This window comes from Paraburkholderia atlantica, assembly GCF_009362785.1.
Classification (GTDB): Bacteria; Pseudomonadota; Gammaproteobacteria; order Burkholderiales; family Burkholderiaceae; genus Paraburkholderia; species Paraburkholderia atlantica.
Genome location: NZ_WHNQ01000001.1, coordinates 391,590 through 410,655, shown reverse-complemented (window position 1 = coordinate 410,655; position 19,066 = coordinate 391,590). Strand labels below are relative to the sequence as shown.

Annotated in this window: 16 protein-coding genes; 11 read left to right on the top strand and 5 right to left on the bottom strand. The window is 65.1% G+C overall.

Annotated elements, in window-relative coordinates:
* Positions 1-111: 111 nt before the first annotated feature.
* From xdhA to GCT19_RS01810, 5 genes are all read left to right on the top strand, one after another.
* Complete coding sequence (xdhA, locus tag GCT19_RS01835) at positions 112-1,629, top strand: xanthine dehydrogenase small subunit (protein WP_152850868.1); 1,518 nt, start codon at positions 112-114, stop codon at positions 1,627-1,629.
* A 34-nt stretch (positions 1,630-1,663) separates the two neighbouring features.
* Positions 1,664-4,027 (top strand): xanthine dehydrogenase molybdopterin binding subunit, encoded by a 2,364-nt coding sequence (gene xdhB / locus GCT19_RS01830; protein WP_152850867.1) that lies wholly within the window; start codon positions 1,664-1,666, stop codon positions 4,025-4,027.
* Between the two features lie 30 nt (positions 4,028-4,057).
* The gene (gene xdhC / locus GCT19_RS01825; protein WP_152850931.1) at positions 4,058-4,669 is read left to right on the top strand and encodes a xanthine dehydrogenase accessory protein XdhC; all 612 of its coding nucleotides are present in this window, start codon (positions 4,058-4,060) and stop codon (positions 4,667-4,669) included.
* 1,257 nt (positions 4,670-5,926) lie between these two features.
* Complete coding sequence (locus GCT19_RS01815) at positions 5,927-6,619, top strand: M35 family metallo-endopeptidase (RefSeq protein WP_152850866.1); 693 nt, start codon at positions 5,927-5,929, stop codon at positions 6,617-6,619.
* On the top strand, positions 6,612-7,034 hold the full coding sequence (locus GCT19_RS01810; RefSeq protein WP_084598237.1) for a hypothetical protein: 423 nt from the start codon (positions 6,612-6,614) through the stop codon (positions 7,032-7,034). Before GCT19_RS01815 ends, GCT19_RS01810 begins: the two co-directional genes overlap by 8 nt.
* A 251-nt stretch (positions 7,035-7,285) precedes the next feature.
* Here GCT19_RS01810 and GCT19_RS01805 read toward each other — a convergent pair whose 3' ends face one another.
* The 3 genes from GCT19_RS01805 to GCT19_RS01795 all read right to left on the bottom strand — a co-directional run bounded on the left by GCT19_RS01805 (position 7,286) and on the right by GCT19_RS01795 (position 10,649).
* Positions 7,286-8,224 (bottom strand): LysR substrate-binding domain-containing protein, encoded by a 939-nt coding sequence (locus GCT19_RS01805; RefSeq protein WP_018431819.1) that lies wholly within the window; start codon positions 8,222-8,224, stop codon positions 7,286-7,288.
* A 202-nt stretch (positions 8,225-8,426) separates the two neighbouring features.
* Positions 8,427-9,086, bottom strand: coding sequence for a 2-hydroxychromene-2-carboxylate isomerase (locus GCT19_RS01800; RefSeq protein ID WP_013088569.1), 660 nt, complete (start codon positions 9,084-9,086; stop codon positions 8,427-8,429).
* A gap of 159 nt (positions 9,087-9,245) precedes the next feature.
* Positions 9,246-10,649 carry a TAXI family TRAP transporter solute-binding subunit gene (locus GCT19_RS01795; RefSeq protein ID WP_152850865.1) on the bottom strand — a complete coding sequence of 468 codons (1,404 nt, stop codon included), beginning with the start codon at positions 10,647-10,649 and terminating at the stop codon, positions 9,246-9,248.
* Between the two features lie 554 nt (positions 10,650-11,203).
* Between GCT19_RS01795 and GCT19_RS01790 the strand changes: the two genes are divergently transcribed.
* Positions 11,204-11,542 carry a BON domain-containing protein gene (locus GCT19_RS01790; protein ID WP_152850864.1) on the top strand — a complete coding sequence of 113 codons (339 nt, stop codon included), beginning with the start codon at positions 11,204-11,206 and terminating at the stop codon, positions 11,540-11,542.
* Between the two features lie 346 nt (positions 11,543-11,888).
* Positions 11,889-12,137 carry a hypothetical protein gene (locus GCT19_RS01785; RefSeq protein WP_018431815.1) on the top strand — a complete coding sequence of 83 codons (249 nt, stop codon included), beginning with the start codon at positions 11,889-11,891 and terminating at the stop codon, positions 12,135-12,137.
* 40 nt (positions 12,138-12,177) lie between these two features.
* Here the strand turns inward: GCT19_RS01785 and GCT19_RS01780 are convergent, their stop codons facing one another.
* Positions 12,178-12,966 (bottom strand): sulfite exporter TauE/SafE family protein, encoded by a 789-nt coding sequence (locus GCT19_RS01780; protein ID WP_018431814.1) that lies wholly within the window; start codon positions 12,964-12,966, stop codon positions 12,178-12,180.
* A 225-nt stretch (positions 12,967-13,191) separates the two neighbouring features.
* A complete protein-coding gene (locus GCT19_RS01775) occupies positions 13,192-13,833 on the bottom strand; it encodes a LysE family translocator (protein ID WP_152850863.1) in 642 nt (213 codons plus the stop codon).
* Between the two features lie 216 nt (positions 13,834-14,049).
* Here GCT19_RS01775 and GCT19_RS01770 point away from each other — a divergent pair, with 216 nt between their 5' ends.
* The 4 genes from GCT19_RS01770 (at position 14,050) to GCT19_RS01755 (ending at position 19,055) form a co-directional block, all read left to right on the top strand.
* On the top strand, positions 14,050-14,943 hold the full coding sequence (locus GCT19_RS01770; RefSeq protein ID WP_018431812.1) for a LysR family transcriptional regulator: 894 nt from the start codon (positions 14,050-14,052) through the stop codon (positions 14,941-14,943).
* Positions 14,944-15,221: 278 nt separating this feature from the next.
* Entirely contained in the window at positions 15,222-16,238 is a 1,017-nt protein-coding gene (locus GCT19_RS01765; RefSeq protein WP_152850862.1) for a hydroxymethylglutaryl-CoA lyase, read from the top strand.
* Positions 16,235-17,488 (top strand): CaiB/BaiF CoA transferase family protein, encoded by a 1,254-nt coding sequence (locus GCT19_RS01760; protein WP_152850861.1) that lies wholly within the window; start codon positions 16,235-16,237, stop codon positions 17,486-17,488. The genes GCT19_RS01765 and GCT19_RS01760 overlap by 4 nt, the downstream gene beginning before the upstream one ends.
* Positions 17,489-17,549: 61 nt before the next feature.
* Positions 17,550-19,055: an MFS transporter gene (locus GCT19_RS01755; RefSeq protein ID WP_018431809.1), complete on the top strand. Its 1,506-nt coding sequence runs from the start codon at positions 17,550-17,552 to the stop codon at positions 19,053-19,055.
* Positions 19,056-19,066: the final 11 nt, after the last annotated feature.

The following is a 19,066-nucleotide window of genomic DNA, read 5'->3' as shown; positions in this document are numbered from 1 at the left end:
TATGTCCCCCATGCGATTCAGGCTATGGGTTGCGTTTATTGACGGTGATAGCTTTCAAACCATCGACGCGGCGGGTCCGCGCGAACACAGAACAGACGAGAGCACCGAAACATGACCGAGCCGATTCGCTTCTATCACCGCAACGCGATCCGCGAGATTCAGGACGCGCCCGTCACCCGCACGGTGCTGCAGTATCTGCGCGAGGACGCGCATTGCACCGGTACCAAGGAAGGCTGCGCCGAGGGCGACTGCGGCGCCTGCACCGTCGTGATCGGCGAGCGCAACGCGGCGGGCGGTGTCGACTTCAAGGCGGTCAACGCCTGCATCCAGTTCGTGCCGACCCTCGACGGCCGCGCGCTCTTCACGGTCGAAGACCTGCGCCAGCCGGGCGGCTCGCTGCATCCGGTGCAGCAGGCGATGGTCGATTGCCACGGCTCGCAGTGCGGCTTCTGCACGCCGGGCTTCATCATGTCGATGTGGGCGCTCTACGAGAAGCACGGCCACGAGCATGGCTGCGCGAACCGCACGGTGCCGTCGCGCGAGGCGATCGGCAATGCGCTGACCGGCAACCTGTGCCGCTGCACCGGCTACCGGCCGATCGTCGATGCGGCCGAGCGCATGTTCGACGCGCCCGCGCCGCAAGCACCGCTCGACGTGAAGGCGCTGGCCGACACGCTCGCGACGCTCGAACGCGGGGACACGTTCCAGTACGAGCACGGCGGCCAGCGCTTCGCCGCGCCGCGCACGGTCGCGGCGCTCGCGCAGATCAAGGAGCAGGAACCGGCCGCGCGCATCCTCGCGGGCAGCACCGATATCGGCCTGTGGGTCACCAAGCAGATGCGCGAACTCGGCAACCTCGTCTATGTCGGGCAGATCGCCGAGTTGCAAATGCTAGAAGCCAGTGACGACTGGATCGAGATCGGCGCCGGCGTCAGCGTCGAGAGAGCGTATGCCGAGATCGCGAAGCAGTACCCGGAGCTGACCGAAATGTGGCAGCGCTTCGCATCGCTGCCGATCCGCAACGCCGGCACGCTCGGCGGCAATATCGCGAACGGCTCGCCGATCGGCGATTCGATGCCGGGGCTGATCGCGCTCGGCGCGCGGGTGATCGTGCGCGGCGGCGACATCGAGCGCGAGATGCCGCTCGAAGACCTGTACCTCGCGTATCAGAAGAAGGACATGGCCGAGCACGAGTTCGTCGTCGGCCTGAAGGTGCCCGCGCGCGGCGGCGCGCGCAAGAACCTGCGCTTTCGCACCTACAAGCTGTCGAAGCGCTTCGATTCGGATATCTCGGCCGTCTGCGCCGCGTTCTCGTTCATCGCCGACGGCGACGTGATCCGCGAGCCGCGCATCGCCTTCGGCGGCATGGCCGCGACGCCGAAGCGCGCGATCCATGCCGAAGCCGTGCTGCGCGACGCCGATTGGCACGAGGCGACCGCGCAGGCCGCGATGCTCGCGCTCGGCAACGACTACGCGCCGCTCACCGACATGCGCGCGACCAGCGATTACCGCCTCGAAGCGGCGAAGAACACGCTGTACCGCTTCTGGCTCGAAACGCGCGCGCGGGAGCCGCTGCCGAAGAGCGCGCTCGACGTGCGCGCGGTCGCGCCGGCCGGCGCGAGCGTTTGAGCGTCGCGCGTCCACGGATACGGAGAACCCAACAATGAACCAGCAAGCCGAACCGTTCCTGAAAGAGCTTCAGGATCTCGACGACTTCACCCAGGTGCACGTGTCGCGTCCGCACGAGTCCGCGCATCTGCACGTAAGCGGCCGCGCGACCTACACCGACGACATCCCCGAACTCGCCGGCACGCTGCACGCGGCGCTGGGGCTGTCGTCGAAGGCGCACGCGAAGATCGTGTCGATCGGGCTCGACCAGGTGCGCGCGACGCCTGGCGTGGTCGCGGTCTTCACCGCCGACGACATCCCCGGCGTCAACGACGTCGGCCCGATCGTTCATGGCGACGATCCGATCCTCGCCGACGGCGTCGTGCAATACGTCGGCCAGCCGATGTTCATCGTGGTCGCGAGCTCGCACGAAGCGGCGCGGCTCGGCGCGCGGCGCGCCGAGGTCGTCTATGAGGAACTGCCGGCGGTATTGACCGCGCAGCAGGCGCGCGCCGCGAACCAGTACGTGCTGCCGCCGTTGAAGCTCGCGCGCGGCGACGCCGGCACGAAGATCGCGCGCGCCGCGCATCGCGAGGCCGGCGAAATGCTGCTCGGCGGCCAGGAGCAGTTCTATCTGGAAGGGCAGATCTCGTACGCGGTGCCGAAGGATGACGACGGCATGCACGTCTACTGCTCGACCCAGCATCCGACCGAAATGCAGCACCTCGTCGCGCACACGCTCGGCGTTGCGTCGCATAACGTGTTGATCGAATGTCGTCGCATGGGCGGTGGGTTCGGCGGCAAGGAATCGCAGTCGGCGCTGTTCGCCTGCTGCGCCGCGCTCGCGGCATGGAAGCTGCTGTGCCCGGTGAAGCTGCGCCCGGATCGCGACGACGACATGATGGTGACGGGCAAGCGCCACGATTTTCACTACACGTATGAAGTCGGCTACGACGAAGAAGGCGTGATCGAAGGCGTCGCCGTCGACATGACCTCGCGCTGCGGCTTTTCCGCGGACCTGTCGGGCCCGGTGATGACGCGCGCGCTGTGCCACTTCGACAACGCCTACTGGCTGTCGGACGTATCGATCGACGGCTTCTGCGGCAAGACCAACACGCAGTCGAACACCGCGTTTCGCGGCTTCGGCGGCCCGCAGGGCGCGTTCGCGATCGAGTACATCCTCGACAACGTCGCGCGCTCGTGCGGCATCGATGCGCTCGACGTGCGCCGCCGCAATCTGTACGGCAAGACCGAGCGCAACCAGACACCGTACGGCCAGGTGGTCGAAGACAACGTGATTCACGAGCTGATCGACGAACTCGAAGCGACCAGCGACTATCGCGCGCGCCGCAAGGAGATCGACGCATTCAACGCGAACAACGAGATCCTGAAGAAGGGCCTCGCGCTGACGCCGGTCAAGTTCGGCATCGCGTTCAACGTCACGCACTTCAACCAGGCCGGCGCGCTCGTGCATATCTACACCGACGGTTCGGTGCTCGTGAATCATGGCGGTACCGAAATGGGCCAGGGGCTGAACACGAAGGTCGCGCAGGTCGTCGCGCATGAACTCGGCGTCGGCTTCAAGCGCATTCGCGTGACCGCGACCGATACCAGCAAGGTCGCCAATACGTCGGCGACGGCCGCCTCGACCGGCTCCGATCTGAACGGCAAAGCGGCGCAGGACGCCGCGCGCCAGTTGCGCGAGCGGCTCGCCGCTTTCGCGGCCGAGCGCTACGGCGCGGGCAGCGTGACCGCGCGGGACGTACGCTTCGCGCATGATCGCGTGGTGGTCGGCGACGTCGCAGTGCCGTTCGAGGAAGTGATCGCGAAGGCTTATCTCGCGCGTATCCAGCTATGGTCCGACGGTTTCTACGCGACGCCGAAGCTCTACTGGGATCAGTCGAAGCTGCAAGGGCGGCCGTTCTATTACTACTCGTATGGCGCGGCGGTATCGGAAGTCGTGATCGACACGCTGACCGGCGAAATGCGCGTGCTGCGCGCCGATGCGCTGCACGACGTGGGCGCCTCGCTGAATCCGGCGCTCGACGTCGGCCAGGTGGAGGGCGCGTTCATCCAGGGCATGGGCTGGCTCACCACCGAGGAACTGTGGTGGAACGCGGGCGGCAAGCTGATGACGCACGCGCCGTCGACGTACAAGATCCCGACCGTCAACGACGTGCCGCCGGTGTTCAACGTGAAGCTGTTCAAGAACCGCAATGTCGAGGACAGCATCCACCGTTCGAAGGCGACCGGCGAGCCGCCGCTGCTGCTGCCGTTCTCGGTGTTCTTCGCGGTGCGCGACGCGGTGTCGGCGGTGGGCGGCCACCAGGTCAATCCGCCGCTCAATGCGCCCGCGACCAGCGAGGAAATCCTGAAGGCGGTCGGAGCGGTGCGGGCCGCGACAGCGCGGCAGGCGTGATGGCGAATGACGGACGAGTGGGAGCGCGATATGGAAGCACGCCTGAACAATTGTCTGAACGGCGTTAGCGCCATTGACGATGGCGCGCCGGTGCGGATCGGCCGGCGTAGCGCCGCGTCCGAACTGGCACCGCGGCCGGCGCCGATGCATCTCGTGCTGTTCGGCGCGGGGCATGTCGGCCATGCGCTCGTGCATCTGCTCGGCAGTCTGCCGTGCGTGGTCCAGTGGGTCGATGAACGCGACGAACTGTTTCCCGACGAAACGCCGCCCAACGTGCAGGTCGAAGCGACCGACACACCGGACGCGATCGTCGACGCGGCGCCGCCCGGCGCGTGGTTTCTGGTCATGACGCACAACCATGCGCTCGATTTTTCGCTAGCCGCGCGCATCATGCGACGGCGTGATTTCAGCTACTTCGGCATGATCGGCTCGAAGACGAAGCGCGTGAAGTTCGAACGGCGTCTGCTCGAACGAGGCGTGGAACTGGAGCGGCTCGCCGAGATGACCTGCCCGATCGGCGTCGAAGGCATCGTCGACAAGGCGCCCGCCGCGATCGCGATTGCGGTGTGCGCGCAACTGCTGCGATTGAGGACACGGCAGGCCGCGAGCCTTGCCCGCGCAACGGAGCAGATCACGGTTTAGGCCACACGGCGCGAAGGGCGTGCGCGAGTGTTCGAGGGCGTGGGGCTCATGCGCCGGCCACTCTCTGTTGGAAGAGGCAGTTCACATCTCTGCACGGCCTTGTCTCGCTCAACGCGTTGTTATGCCCGCCGCTTTCGAAGGATACGGATAACAGCAAACCATGCGACGTCCAACGCAAGCGCGACCAGTACTCAGGACGCGATTGTTAGGGCAAGAGACCAGGCGTTTCAGCGTCGTCTTCGTTGTAGATAGCGACGATGCCACTTGTCCGAACGGCGGCACGCATCGCGTTCCATAGCGAACCTGGAATCGAAAGCGACGTGCGAGAGATACACGCCCCGAGGAACCAACCGCCGATAAGCGATGCAGCGATATACGCGAGCATGCACGCAATGCGCCGAAGTCGTCCTTTCATCGAACACCCACCGTTCCATAGGCGCGCAACGCGGAACCCGGGACCGGCAAGCCAGCCTTATGCGAGCGAATATCCGGGATCGCCGGTGCCGTTGGATTGTCGCTTCCCACATCTGGCCCGAATAGGCCGTGACCGTGCCAAAGCCAGAGCAGTACGAGGTTAAGTCGTGCTGTTGTTCAGTGCAAACGTACATCGAATAGGCACAGCCACTAACCGACATCAGTTTCCACGATAAATCCCGGCGGGTCATTGCCATTTCTTTCATCCAGCGCCAGCAAGAATATGCAATAGAAATTGAGATGTGCGACATCATCGTCATGTTTTGTCAAAACGGCCTTATCTCGATTTAAAGCGGTTGACCGCGGTCCGTGTTGATGGTCAATTATCGTGGCATTGCCAAACAACTCTTGAGTTCAATGGAACAGCAGAGGCAGGAAAACAGAGGGACGGACTGGACAGTTGAGGAAGTGTGCGTACTTTGCCGCATTACCTATTCGATTTATTCAAAGTTCCCGCCGATGCCGTCGGTACAAGCCTTGAATGTCGAAACCGGCGAGTTTTTTCCGTTTGAGAGGTTCGTAAGCTGAAATCCGGTTATGCCATGGCCGAAGCCTTGGGCTACGAATGGGCGTGCAACTGACGCGGACGCCCGCAGAAGCGTTTCGATGAACAATTCAGGCTGAAGGACCGCAACGGGCGCGCGCTCGCAAACGTCCATTACCGGATCGACACAGGCGAAGGCAGGTTTATTACCGGCACAACCGACGCGGTAGGAAGGACTCTGCGTGTACGGAGCTACGTTGCATCGGGTCTGAAAATTTACACTTCATGAGCAATCGAAAATGAATGATTTTGGCGAAAAGAATAAATACAGTTTTCAGGTGAAAGAAAATGAAGAGTGGTTCTTGGTTCATTCTGGCGCAGTCACTAATACAAACCCGGCGTCAATGGTAGATGTCGTAATCAACACGGACAAGATATGCCCGAACATGTCAAACAAAGACTTTCGCGCGATGGTTTTGAAGTGCAGGGATCGTGCCGTAGGATTCCTGGAGACACGCTTAAAGGATTTGGCACGCTGGTCTGCGTCAGATCAGGAACGGGTACTAGCATGGTTTGGCTATTGCGACGAGTCGGTAAGAAGCCGGCTCGCGAGTGGCTTAGCGTCAATTTGTCGTGTGTTGCGAGGGCTGACCGGTGACAATTTCGTCCGATGGGAACCGGGTACGGCAAGATACCTGGGATGCGTACCCAACCCCGTAAAATCCGGCGTGGTCGCCGAAGTATGCGCGCCGGACACTAAAACGCACACGATCGCTATTCACGTAGATTTCTGTTCAATGCGTGATTTCTCATGGGACAAGGATTCCATTGTTTCCACGCTCATTCATGAGGCAAGTCACTTTCAGGACACCATGGGAACCAAGGACTGGAAATACTTTATGGACGAGTGCCTGTCGTGGGGCAAGACGAACTCCGAACAGGCAATCGATAACGCTGATAGCATCGCCGGATACGTCATCTACAATGCGTAAGTTCTATGCCATCGTTTCGATTCTGATATCAGGACATGTTTTCGCATGTATGCCTGGAGAGGATTTCGACATCTACTTTCCACCAAATAGTGCGGCTATCCCCGTTGATGAGGTCTTGCGACTCGCCAACTGGGTAGCTGACCAAAAGATTACCTACGCGCACCACAAAACTAAAGAGACAACGCTAGTAAGCGGACATGCAGAGGAAAGCGAGCAGAATCCAACCGAATTGGCTCGAGCTCGCCTAATGGCGGGTGAAGCGGTGTTGGAGCAATTTGATTTCTTGCGTGGAGCGGTAAAAACAAGTTCACGTGTCTACTCGAAGAACGATGTCGAAAACGGTCGCCGTGTCGAAATATCGTTTGAGCCTGATTGTCCTAACAAGTGCTGTACGGGGCAGGAGACGCTACATTAAACCTGCGACAAGTCGTGATTGAGTCGATTCTGTCCGCATGAGGTTTGCCCCGCTTCGGCGGGGCATTTTCATGCGCGACACGGAATGGGTAAGCCCGATTCCAACAGGGCGTTATCGCTATCTATTCGAAGTTTTGCAGTATTTCACATGGCGAATTGTTTCGTGAGTGCAAGATCACGACGTTGATTCACGAATGCACCCATTTCACGGATACTTTCAATTCCATCGATGAGGTGTCCGCCATTGCCCTTTCACGCGCGGCGCTTGCGCGCCACCAACTCATCCGACACCTCGGACATCAACGTCCTCAGCCAACCGATATCACTCGGCCGATCCGGCTGCGGATGCCACAACTGATAGCAGCGGATGCGCGGAAACGCGATCGGCACGTCGACGACCGCGAGCGGCAACATGCTCGCGTAGTGCATCGCGAAGCGCCGCGTGGTCGTGAAGATCAGATCGGATTGCAAAAGCGTCTGCGCGACGAGCCCGAAGTAGGGCAGCGTCGCGACGATGCGCCGGCTTGCCTTCGCACGCGCGAAGCCGGTGTCGATGGCGCCGCCGCGCGTGCCGCTGTACGGTGTCGGCGCCAGATGCGGCGCGGCCAGATAGGCGTCGCGCGTCAGCGGTTCGCGCGTCAGCGGATGGTCCGCGCGCATCATGCAGACGACCGTATCGGCGAACAGGTCGCTGCGCTCGAAGCGCGGATCGGGCTTCGGCCAGTTGCCGATCACGAGATCGAGTTCACCGGCGTCGAGTGCGGCCGAATGATCGAGCAGCGGCCCCAGCGATTCGATTTCGAGCCGCGCATGCGGCGCCGCTTCGCGAAATCGCGCGATCACGGTCGGCATGAAGAAGTCGTTCAGATAGTCGGGCGCGGCGACGCGAAACGTGCGGCGCGAGCGGCCCGGGTCGAAATCGCCGTGCGGCGTCGCGACGAAATCGACATCGCGCAGCACGCGCTGCGCGGCGGCGAGCAGCGACTCGCCGTATTCGGTCGGCACCATGCCCGACTTGCCGCGCACCAGGATCGGATCGCCGAGCGTTTCGCGCAGCTTGCGCAGCGCGGTGCTGATCGCGGGCTGGGTCTGGTTCAGCCGCATCGCGGTCTGCGTGACGCTGCGCTCGACGAGCAGCGTGCGCAGCACGCGCACGAGCCAGATATCGAGTGAGGCGGCGGTGTCGTCCATGGTCGAAGCGTGGTGACGCGGGCGCAGCCGATCGGCTCGCCGCGCGGTGCGCGCGTGGGGTGCGAAAGCTTATAACCTTAGGCCCGTTTGCGCTTCGGCGGCATAGCGGGCGCGGTATGGCCGGCATCAGCGCGGCGCGTGCCGGCGTCGCTTCGTTCGGGCCGACGCCGCCTCCCAGGCGCGGCGCGCTGCCGCCGCCGTGTTATGGCGCCGATGCCGGCTTGTCCGCCAGACCCCATGGCAGCGAACTGATCCGCTTCACTTCGCGCGATTCGAGCCAGTTCGGCGTGCGCGCGCAGTACAGCACCATCGGTAGCGCGTCCTCGCCCCAGAACAGCTGATCGTTCAGACGAAACGTCGGCACGCCATAGACGCCGAGGTCGATCGCATCGGCGGTATTGCGCTGCAGTTGCGCCTTCACCGCTTCGTCCTGGATCAGCTCCGGGCCGTCCGGCCTGCCGACGCGCTCGCACAGCTCGGCGAACGCTTCGTCGCTCGATGGGTCGCGCCCATCGCGCCAGATGAAGCGGAAAATCTCGCGCACGAATTGCACGTCGCCGTTCGCGGCGGTCGCGAGCAGCAGCGGTTTCATCGAATCGAACGGATGAGCGGGCGGCATCTTGTACGGAATGCCGAGCTGCTCCGCGCGAAACAGCGCATGCCGGTACATGAAGGTGCGCTTGGCGGGCACGCTGTACGCGGAGCGCTGGCCCCAGTGGCGATACAGATCGTTCAGCACGACCGGCGTGAATGCGAAGTCCATGCCGGGCCATTTGTCGTGTTGCTCGAGCAACAGGTAGGTGAACGGCGAGACGAAATCGTAAAACCACAGCGGCTGTTGGGCGTCGATGCCAACGGTCATAAATGTCTCCCGGATTGCCTGCGTCGGACGGAACGGAGGGTGCGTCCGTTAACTCATCAAAATTGTAGCGATCTTACGCGGTGCGGTCCCGGCTTGCACCGGTCGATATCCCCTGGTGGCGGGCGGCTGGTGCGGGTTCCGGCGGCGTCTTCGGGGCGTTCAGCCTTTGACCTTATCGGCCGCCTGCTCGTCGGCCTCGTCCTGCCTGCCCGGCGCGTCGCGGCTTTCCGTGAGCCGCCGCCGCACGAAGCCGATGTGCTCGCGCAGCACGTAGAACTGGTCCGCGTACGCGAGCGGCATCTTCATGCCGTTGACCGAGTCTTCGATCGTGTCGAGCCGCTCGATCAGCGACGCGCGTTCGGCCGACGAGTGTTCGCTGAGCGCGCTGCGCTCGATCGCGATCAGCGCGCCGTACCAGCGATAGATGCGCGACTTGACGCGCCACGCATACAAGCCCGGCACGACGCGCAGCGCCGGCACCAGCAGCACGATCAGCGGCACGACGATCACCAGCAGGCGGTCCGCGAGACTCGCGATCCAGAACGGCAGCGTCCGGTACAGGAAGCTTTTGCCCGACTTGTAGTAGCGCGCGGCGTCGTCGGAAAGCGGGAAGTCGTGTGCGAGCGGCGCGGGGAATTCGCCGGCGCGCTGCATCGTCGTCGCGCCGCCGTGCACCTCGCGCGCGGCTTCGATCAGCAGATCCGAAAGCGCCGGATGCAGCGAATCGCGCGCGATCAGCTCGGCGGTGGGTGCGACGATGCTGATCGAGTTCGCCGGCAGGTTCTTGCCGAGGTCGAAGGCGCCCATCGGCACTTTCAGCTGCGTCAGGTACGGAAAGCGGCGCGTGTACGCGTCGGCCTGCGAAAAATCGTAGAAGCGTACGTTCCCCGTGCGGTAGAGCTTGCCCATCACGGCCGGTTGCGCCGAGTCGCCGGCGAGGAAGGTCGCGTCGATCGTGCCGTCGATCAGCGCGTCGGCGGCTGCGTCGCCCGTCAGCGGCAGCAGCTGGGTCGGGCCGCCCGGCACGATGCCGTTGGCCTTCAGCAGCGCGAGCGCGAGCTCGCGCGTGCCGCTGCCCTCGGGGCCGATCGCGAGGCGTTCGCCCTTGAAGCCGGACAGCCAGTCGACCGGCGCGCCGCGATAGAAGATCGCGAGCGGCACGTAAGCGACGCTGCCGAGCGACATCAGGCTTTTGTCCTTGTCGACTGCGGCGGGCGCAATGCCGCTCTGCACGAAGCCGACATCGACGTTGGCCTGCGGGTCCAACAGCCGCTTCAGATTTTCCTGCGAGCCCTGCGAGGCCAGCACGTTGAGCGTGATGCGGTTGCGCGCGAGGATCGCCTTGTACTTCTGCGCGGCGATCCAGAACGTGCTGCCGACCGGGCCGGCGCTAATCGTCAGCGTATTCGGCGGGGCGGGCTCGATCAGCCGCACGGCGGCCCAGATCGCGACGATCACCAGCAGCACGAGCGGGCCGAACGAGACCGCCAGGTCGCGCCACGAGATCGCGACAAAACGGGCGACGAGATGGGTAGGGCGGCTGCGGCCGGTGTCGGGCTTCATCGGATCTTCTGAAAACGGCGGTCGGTCGGGCTCGGATGCGCGGAGGCGGCTTGGGCGGCGCGCCAGCGCGCGTCGCGCCGATGGTACCTGAGATTGGCATGGCCGCGAAACGCGTAGCCGCCCGTCACGCCGACAAACGCGTAACAAATGGTGAGCGTCGCGGGTGGGCGCCAGCATGATGCCCATGCAAATTTTGCGCGACCACGGAGCGTGGCCGTCTTTATCGGCACGCATCACGCACCCGCTGTCGGTGCGCCACGCCGCGCGCTAAACCCTTTGCGCTTCTGTGCCGGCTAGATTAAATTGTGCATCGCTACCGCGATCCAACGTTTGCGGCGATATCCCGGCAAGACGGACAAGAACCGGGCACGTCGGCGGACTTCGCGGTTTGCCGATTACCGATTTCCGGTAATCAGCCTCTCTCGCCTCTTGCACATCGTGTCAAACGTTGATGGCCGTCCCGCACGCACGCGTTCGCGCGATGACGGCCGCCCGTAGTCGTAACGAAGCCGCTTGTTCATGCGGTCCAATGTGAAATCAAGGAGAAGAGAGCTATGAAGACGGTCGGTTTTCTGAAAACACTGGGTTCGGTCGTGGCGATGATAGTGGCGTGCAGCGTCTACGCGCAGAACGCTCCGGATACGGCGTCGGCGGCAGCCGCCGTCAAGTCCGGCAAGGCAGCGAATCACGAACTTGGCCGTAAGGTGCGCCACGCGCTGACCAAGACCCAGGGTCTCGACGTGTCGCACATCGCCGTGCGCGCGCGTGGCGGCGCAGTGACGCTGACCGGCACGGTGCCGGACCAGGGCCAGGCCGAGAAGGCCGGCGAAGCCGCCAAAGGCGTCGAGGGCGTGACGTCGGTGACGAATAAGCTGACGACGAAGCAGCAGTAAGCGGTGCGCGTACGCGCGGCGCCGCAAGGCCCGCGTCGCGCGGTTGTGCGCATCGGCGTGGTGCAAGGGCGCTGTCATCGGCGTCGTGCAGACGGTTTGACGCCGCGCTTGCATCGCGTCGCGAGGTCGATCAATCAACCCGGAGGCTCCGGCATTTTCGCCGGAGCTTTTTTTTGCCGCCGGTTTTGGGCGTGACACGTGCGAGGTTTGCGGGACCGCAGCAATGCGGCTTGCCGCACGCACAGGTGCTGATGGAGGCGCGGCTGTCCCGGCTTCGTGCGCTGCGACACATTGCCGACGCATCGCGAGGCGTAGTGTGACGAGGAGGGAACGGGGAGCCAAGGTCATGCAAACCACGCTGTTTCGCTACATCGATCTGCCGATCGGCGATCGCGCGGCATTCGAACTGGTGTGCGCAAGACACGGTTTCGCGCCTGCGCATTTCGACATCAGCGCGCGCGCGGCACCCGGTGAGCCGGCGCACGAGCGGGTCGTCACCGTGCGGCGTGTCGGCTGGTCACAGTCGTATCGCGACGGCCACGGTCAGTGGGTCCGGCAGTTCGAGGCGGATCTGACCAGCCGGTTTTTCAAATAGACACGGTTGCGGCGTGCGCGCTTGACGCGTCTTCAGCGCGTCACGACAACACCAGCCGCACGCCGACCAGCGTCAGCGTCGCCGCGAGCAGATTGCGCAGCAGCACTTCCGGCGCGCGCGACGCCAGATAGCTGCCAATCGCGATGCCGGGCAGCGATCCAACCAGCAGCGACAGCAGCATCGACCAGTCGATCGAGCCGAGCAGCCAATGTCCGGCGCCCGCGAGCAAGGTCAGCGGCACCGCGTGCGCGATGTCGGAGCCGACGATGCGTGTCGTCGGCAGCATCGGATACAGCAGCAACAATACCGTCACACCGATCGCGCCCGCACCCACCGACGTCAACGACACCAGCGCGCCGAGGATCGCGCCGGTCAGCATCGTCAGCGCGAGCGTGCGTCCCTGGCTCGGCGCGCGTAGCTTGCGCGCGCCGAGCGCCGCCAGCTGCGGACGGAACACCAGCGCGATCGCGGTAACCAGCAGCGCCGCGCCGAGCACGACTTGAATCAGCCGGCCCGCGCCCGGCGTGTCCATCCCGTAGCGATGCAGCAGGATCAGCGTGATGGTGGCCGCGGGCACGCTGCCGGCCGCGAGGCGCAGCGTGACCTGCCAGTCGACCGAGCCCTTCAGGCCGTGCACCAGCGTGCCGGTCGCCTTGGTGGCGGCCGCGTACAACAGGTCGGTGCCGACCGCGGTGGCAGGGTGCACCTTGAATAGCAGGACGAGAATCGGCGTCATCAGCGATCCGCCGCCGACGCCCGTCAGCCCGACCAGAAAACCGACGAACAGGCCGGAGACGGAGTACAGCAGATCGATGTGGGGTAGTGCCATTGAACGGACAGCTGACGCAGCGCAGATGAAGGGGTGGGCGGCAGGGCCGGCGTACGCGCCGGGGCGGCTAGCGGCGGCGGTGTGCGGTGCGCTGCACGGCCGCGTCGGCCGGCGCCTGAGCGGCGAAAGGCGCTATTGTCGCAAAACTGCCGCGCCTGCGTGCGGCACTTACACAGGGGAGCGCTTCGGCGGCCTCGCTGTGCCGCATCGCGTGCGAGGTACCGCTCAGAGCGCGCGGCGGATTTCGACGACGCCGAACGCCGCGAGCATGAGGCCCACCACGCGATCGATCGCATGGCGCAGCCTGCTGCCGATCGCATGACGCGCGAGCGACACCATCGTCACCAGACAGCACCACCACGCGATCGAACCGGCGAACACGCCGCCGACCGTCGTCAGCGCGATGGCCGGCGAGAACGCGCCGCGCGGCGCGAGGGTCGTGAACAACGCCGCGAACATGATGATGGTCTGCGGATTGGTCAGCGTCAGCAGCAGCGCGCTCGCGTACGCACGCAGCGCACCGGCGCGGCCGATCTGCGCGAGCTTGCCGTTGCCATTGCCATCGGCGCTTTCAGCGGCCGGCTTCTGCAGCAGAGCACGCACGCCGAGATACAGCAGGAACAGGCCCGCGAGCAGATGCAGCGGGCGGTCGTACGCGAGCATGAACTGCGAAATGCCGACGAGGCCGAGCGCCGCGATCAGCCCGTAGGCCGCGTCGCCGCTCGCGATGCCGAGGCCGATCGCGAGTCCCGCGCGCGGGCCGCCCGTCAGCGTGCGGCGGATGCACAGCATGCCCATCGGGCCGACCGGCGCGGCGATCGCCAGGCCGACGCCGGCGGCGGTGAAAAACAGACTCGTGGTGGACATGAGCAGGTTCTCGAGCGGTTGTTCTGGTTGGAGTGGGCGCGGCAGATGCGGCCCGGTCGTGCGCGGGTAGCCGACGCACCCGCCAGCATAGCCAGACCGAAAAGCACGGGCAAGCTCGGCCAAGGGCGAGACGCCCGGCTGGCTGATCGCTCTTCAGCGCCCGCCGTCGTCAGGGCATAATTTTCCCCACTCCCAACTCCCGAATCCGCTCCGCCCATGTGGCAAATCGATCAGGTCACGCTGCGCCTGTTCATCGCCGTGTGCGAGGAAGGCACGATCGCGCGCGCGGCCGAGCGCGAGTTCATCGCACCATCGGCGGTCAGCAAGCGGCTCGCCGATCTCGAAGCGCTCGTCGATGTTGCACTGCTGTCGCGCAGCCAGCGCGGCGTGCGTACGACCGCCGCCGGCGAAGCGCTGTTGCGCCACGCGCGGCTCATCATGCGCGGCCACGAGCGCTTGCAGGCCGAGCTCAGTGAATACGCGGCCGGCGCGCGCGGCCATGTGCGAGTACTGGCGAACGTGTCATCGATGGTGGAGTTCTTGCCCGAGGCGTTGTCCGCGTTTTTGCAGGCCAATCCGGCGATTCGGGTCGATGTCGAGGAGCGAGTCAGCGCGGACATCGTGCGCGGGCTGGAAGAGGGCGTCGCCGATCTGGGCATCTGTCGCGACACGGTGCCGCTCGGCAGTCTCGACACACTGCCGTATCGCGCCGACCATCTGGCGCTGATCGTGCCCCGCGCGCATCCGCTCGCGGGCGAGACGCAGGTCGGGTTCGAGCAGACGCTCGGCTTCGATCACCTGGGGCTCGCATCGAATGCGTCGGTCAATGCGCTGATGCAGCGCATCGCGCTGGAGAAGGGCAGCGAGTTGAACTACCGCACCTATGTATCGACGTTCGATGCTGCCTACCGCTTCATCCAGGCCGGACTCGCGGTCGCGATCCTGCCGCGCGAGGCGCTGCCGCGCCATGCCGCCGACGAGTACGGCATCGTCGCCGTGCCGTTGCGCGAGGCGTGGGCCGAGCGGCGCTTCGTGATCTGCATGCGCGATCGCGCGGCGTTGACGCTGGCGGCCGCGCGTTTGCTCGAGCATCTGCTGGGCGCCAGGTAAGGCGGACAACGCGCCCGGTCACTCGCACCGCCAGTCCCTGCCACCTACCCTCGGCGACGCCCTTCGCCAGCTCCCCGGACAAACCCCTAGGCGTTTCACCCAGGCGAGCGCCAATGCCCGCCCCATCGGCCTGAGCGGCCATCGCGAGCGGCGATGGCGGGCGTCGTGAACCCAGACTTTGCCGCGCGTCGGCACGCGGGCACGCTGTGATCCAGTTAGCGCATCACTTCTATCCAACGGGCTTCCGAAGCCCGCGTCCACGTCCAGGATTCAAACCGATGAATGACATCCGCGAGCGCGTCGTCGTGACCGAAGTCGGTCTGCGCGACGGTCTGCAAAGCATTGCCCGCATCATGTCCACCGACGACAAACGCCGCTGGATCGACGCCGCGTATGCGGCCGGCGTGCGCCATATGGAAGTCGCGTCGTTCGTGCCGGCGAAGCTGCTACCGCAAATGGCCGACGCCGCCGACGTAGTCGCCCACGCCCGTAGCTACGACGATTTGAGCGTCACTGCGCTCGTGCCGAACCTGAAGGGCGCGCAGCACGCGCTCGAGGCCGGCGTAAAGCGCATCGTCGCGCCGATTTCGGTGAGCGTCGCGCATAGCGTCGCGAACGTGCGCAAGACGCCCGCCGAGATGATCGATACGTTCGCCGCGATGCGTGAACTGATCGATCGCGCGTCTTCGGCGGGTGGGCGCCGCATCGAGTTGATCGCCGGTTTGTCGACGGTGTTCGGCTGCACGCTGCAAGGCGCGGTGCCGTACGCGGATATCGCCGCGATCGCGCGCGCCGCGGTGCAGGCCGGCGCCGACGTGATCGCGCTCGGTGACACGACCGGCGAGGCGACGCCGCGTCAGGTCAGCGAGGTGATCGAGCTGGTGCGCGACGTCGCGGGCGACAAACTGCGTTCGCTGCACTTCCACGACACGCGCGGGCTCGGTCTCGCCAACACGCTGGTCGCGCTGCAGCACGGGATTCGCGAATTCGATGCGTCGCTGGCCGGTCTCGGCGGCTGTCCGCATGCGCCGGGCGCGACCGGCAACGTCAATACCGAAGACCTCGTGTTCATGCTGGACAGCATGGGCTACGACACCGGCATCGACATCACGCGGCTGCTCGCCTCGCGCGCGGTGCTCGCACAAGCGCTGCCGGGCGAGCCGCTATATGGCTATCTCGCGCGAGCGGGGTTGCCCAAGCAGTTCGCGCACGTGCAACCGGCCGCGCGCGAATCCGCGGGGTCGTCCGAATCCTGCGGAGATTCCCATTCTTCCGTTCCGCAGGTGCCGCAATGACTTCGCTTTCCTCCGCTACCTCAGCTTCGTCTTCGTCTTCGACGACTTCGCCGCAGCCGGGCACGTTGCCGCTCGCGGGCATCCGCGTGATCGAGTTGTCGCATATGGTGATGGGCCCGACCTGCGGCATGATTCTCGGCGACCTCGGCGCCGAAGTGATCAAGGTCGAGCCGCCGCGCGGCGACAGCACACGCCGGCTGCTCGGCACCGGCGCGGGTTTCTTCCGCACCTTCAATCGCAACAAGAAGAGCGTCGCGCTCGATCTCGACAGCGAAGCCGGTCTCGCCGCGCTGAAGCAACTGGTCGATAGCGCCGACGTATTCGTCGAAAACTTCAAACCAGGCCGCATGGCGAGTCTCGGCCTCGATTACGCGACGCTGCGCGAGCGCAATCCGAAGCTGATCTACGTGTCGCACAAGGGCTTTCTCAGTGGTCCCTACGAACATCGTCTGGCACTCGACGAAGTCGTGCAGATGATGGCGGGCCTCGCGTACATGACCGGGCCGGTGGGCCGACCGCTGCGCGCGGGCAGTTCGGTCAACGACATCATGGGCGGCATGTTCGGCGCGATCGGCGTGCTGGCTGCATTGCACGAGCGGCACGCGACCGGCCGCGGCAAGGAGGTGCAGAGCGCGCTATTCGAAAACTGTGTGCTGCTCTCGGCGCAGCACATGCAGCAGTTCGCGGCGACCGGCGTGGCCCCGGCGCCGATGCCCGAGCGCATCAGCGCCTGGGCCGTCTACGACGTGTTCACGCTCGCGCACGGCGAGCAGATGTTCATCGCCGCGACCGGCGACGCGCAGTGGCGCGCGCTGTGCACGATTCTCGAGCGCGACGATCTGCTCGCCGATGCGCGCCTCGCGACCAACAACGACCGAGTGCTCGCGCGCAGCTGGCTGCTGCAGACGCTCGGCGAAAGCCTGAGCCGTTTCGACGGCGCGACGCTGGTGCCGCTGTTCGAGCGCAATCACATTCCGTTCGCGTCGATTACGAAGCCCGAGGAACTGTTCGACGATCCGCACCTGAACGCGAGCGGCGGCCTCGTGCCGCTGACGCTCGACGACGGCAGCGAAACCGCGATGCCATTGCTGCCGATTTCGCTCGACGGCGCGCGTCTCGGGCCGCGCCAGCCGATCGCGAAGATCGGCGAGCACACCGTCGACGTGCTGCGCGAACTCGGCTTCGACGACGCGCGGATCGCGGAGCTGAGCTGTGCCGTGCAATCGGGGGCGCCGGGCGCGGTTGCATGAGCGTCGTGCCGCGCCGCACCCGTTGCAACAGGCAATAGACCAAAAATTCTGGAGACAGACGATGAAATCGTCGAATCAGGCGATGTACGCCACTGCGCTCGGCGAGGCGGCCGGCGCGCTCGATGGCTCACCCACGGACGCGGGCGCCGATGCGGCAGCGACGGACCGCGCCGGCGCGATTGCGCTCGATGGCGCGCGCATTTCCGCGCGGCTCGACCGGCTGCCCGCCACCCGCACGATCTGGCAGCTGGTGATGCTGCTGAGCTTCGGCATGTTCTTCGAACTCTATGACCTGATGTACTCCGGCTATATCGCGCCGGGCCTCGTGCATAGCGGCCTGCTCACCGCCACGACGCGCGGTCTGTTCGGCACGAGCGGCGTCGCGAGTTTCATCGCCGCGCTGTTCGCGGGTCTATTCATCGGCACGGCGGCGTGCGGCTTCCTCGCCGACCGCTTCGGCCGCCGCGCGATCTTCACGTGGTCGCTGCTGTGGTACACCGCGGCCAACGTCGTAATGGCGTTCCAGCACACGGCGCTCGGCTTGAACTGCTGGCGCTTTATCGCGGGGATCGGCATCGGCGTCGAGATCGTCACGATCGGCACGTATATCTCCGAGCTCGTGCCGAAGCACATTCGCGGGCGCGCTTCAGCGTGCTCGCAGGCGGTCGGCTTCTGCGCGGTGCCGATCGTCGCGTTCCTGTCCTATCTGCTGGTGCCGCAACGCGTGTTCGGCCTCGACGGCTGGCGTGTGGTCGTGCTGATCGGCGCGATTGGCGCGATCGTCGTGTGGTGGATTCGCCGCGGCTTGCCGGAGAGCCCGCGCTGGCTCGCGCAAAAGGGCCGGCTCGACGAAGCCGACGCGGTGATGACGCGTCTCGAAGCCCGCGTCGCGCGCGAGTACCAGCGTCAATGCGGCCGGCCGCTGCCCGAGCCCGCGCTGCCCGAGCCGGTGCGCGCGCGGGCGGCGTTTCGCGATCTGCTGGTGCCGCCGTATCGCAAGCGCACGCTGATGCTGATCATCTTTCATGTGTTCCAGACGATGGGCTACTACGGCTTCGCGAACTGGATTCCGACGCTGCTGATCAAGCAAGGCATCACGGTGACGACGAGTCTGATGTACGCGAGCATCATCGCCATCGCGGCGCCGCTCGGGCCGTTGCTGGGTTTGCTGATCGCCGATCGCTTCGAGCGCAAGAGCGTGATCATCTGCATGGCCGCGGTCAACGTCGTGTGCGGACTCGCGTTCAGCCAGGCGCGCGAGACGGTGCTGCTCGTGAGTCTCGGCGTGTGCCTCGTGCTCGCGGGCAACATCATTTCGTACAGCTATCACGCGTACCAGGCCGAGCTGTTTCCGACCGGCATCCGGGCGCGCGCGGTCGGTTTCGTTTATTCGTGGAGCCGGATTTCGGCGATGTTCTCGGCGTTCGTGATCGCCGCCTGCCTCGGCCGCTTCGGCGTGAACGGCGTGTTCGTGTTCATCTCGGGGGCGATGGCGATCGTCATGGTCGCGATCGGTACGCTGGGTCCGAAGACGCGCGATGTCGCGCTCGAGGACCTTTCGAAGTAGCGAGGGTGCTA

Coding starts and splice junctions, on each gene's coding strand:
- xdhA (WP_152850868.1), top strand. CDS start 112: ATGACCGAGCCGATTCGCTTCTATCACCGCAACGCGATCCGCGAGATT.
- xdhB (WP_152850867.1), top strand. CDS start 1,664: ATGAACCAGCAAGCCGAACCGTTCCTGAAAGAGCTTCAGGATCTCGAC.
- xdhC (WP_152850931.1), top strand. CDS start 4,058: ATGGAAGCACGCCTGAACAATTGTCTGAACGGCGTTAGCGCCATTGAC.
- GCT19_RS01815 (WP_152850866.1), top strand. CDS start 5,927: ATGAATGATTTTGGCGAAAAGAATAAATACAGTTTTCAGGTGAAAGAA.
- GCT19_RS01810 (WP_084598237.1), top strand. CDS start 6,612: ATGCGTAAGTTCTATGCCATCGTTTCGATTCTGATATCAGGACATGTT.
- GCT19_RS01805 (WP_018431819.1), bottom strand. CDS start 8,224: ATGGACGACACCGCCGCCTCACTCGATATCTGGCTCGTGCGCGTGCTG.
- GCT19_RS01800 (WP_013088569.1), bottom strand. CDS start 9,086: ATGACCGTTGGCATCGACGCCCAACAGCCGCTGTGGTTTTACGATTTC.
- GCT19_RS01795 (WP_152850865.1), bottom strand. CDS start 10,649: ATGAAGCCCGACACCGGCCGCAGCCGCCCTACCCATCTCGTCGCCCGT.
- GCT19_RS01790 (WP_152850864.1), top strand. CDS start 11,204: ATGAAGACGGTCGGTTTTCTGAAAACACTGGGTTCGGTCGTGGCGATG.
- GCT19_RS01785 (WP_018431815.1), top strand. CDS start 11,889: ATGCAAACCACGCTGTTTCGCTACATCGATCTGCCGATCGGCGATCGC.
- GCT19_RS01780 (WP_018431814.1), bottom strand. CDS start 12,966: ATGGCACTACCCCACATCGATCTGCTGTACTCCGTCTCCGGCCTGTTC.
- GCT19_RS01775 (WP_152850863.1), bottom strand. CDS start 13,833: ATGTCCACCACGAGTCTGTTTTTCACCGCCGCCGGCGTCGGCCTGGCG.
- GCT19_RS01770 (WP_018431812.1), top strand. CDS start 14,050: ATGTGGCAAATCGATCAGGTCACGCTGCGCCTGTTCATCGCCGTGTGC.
- GCT19_RS01765 (WP_152850862.1), top strand. CDS start 15,222: ATGAATGACATCCGCGAGCGCGTCGTCGTGACCGAAGTCGGTCTGCGC.
- GCT19_RS01760 (WP_152850861.1), top strand. CDS start 16,235: ATGACTTCGCTTTCCTCCGCTACCTCAGCTTCGTCTTCGTCTTCGACG.
- GCT19_RS01755 (WP_018431809.1), top strand. CDS start 17,550: ATGAAATCGTCGAATCAGGCGATGTACGCCACTGCGCTCGGCGAGGCG.